The organism is Methylobacterium sp. D48H, from assembly GCF_053345715.1.
Map to the genome: position 1 here is coordinate 1 of NZ_JBKFAP010000139.1, position 313 is coordinate 313.

1 protein-coding gene is annotated in these 313 nt (G+C 70.6%); it reads right to left on the reverse strand.

The genetic code is table 11. The features are described from left to right. Positions 1-313: DDE-type integrase/transposase/recombinase (locus tag ACLBX8_RS31840; protein ID WP_447716429.1), on the reverse strand; the 313-nt coding region annotated here is incomplete at both ends.

Genomic DNA, 313 nt, shown 5'->3' on the forward strand with positions numbered 1-313 from the left:
CGCTCAGCTCAGCGCGCATGTGATCGCGCATCGGCCAGCCGACGATCTTGCGCGTGGCCAGATCGAGGACGGCGGCCAGATACAGCCAGCCCTCGCCGGTCGGCAGGTAGGTAATATCGGCCAGCCAGACCGTGTTTGGCCGCGCGGCCGAGAAGTCCTGCTTCAGGAGGTTTGGGGCGATCGGAAGATCGTGCCGGCTGCCGGTCGTACAGGGCCGGAACCGACGCCCCGCCAAAGCACGGATGCCGTGCCGGCGCATGAGGCGCTCCACCCGTCCGCGGCTGACAGACCGGCCCCCGGCCCGCAGGGCGGC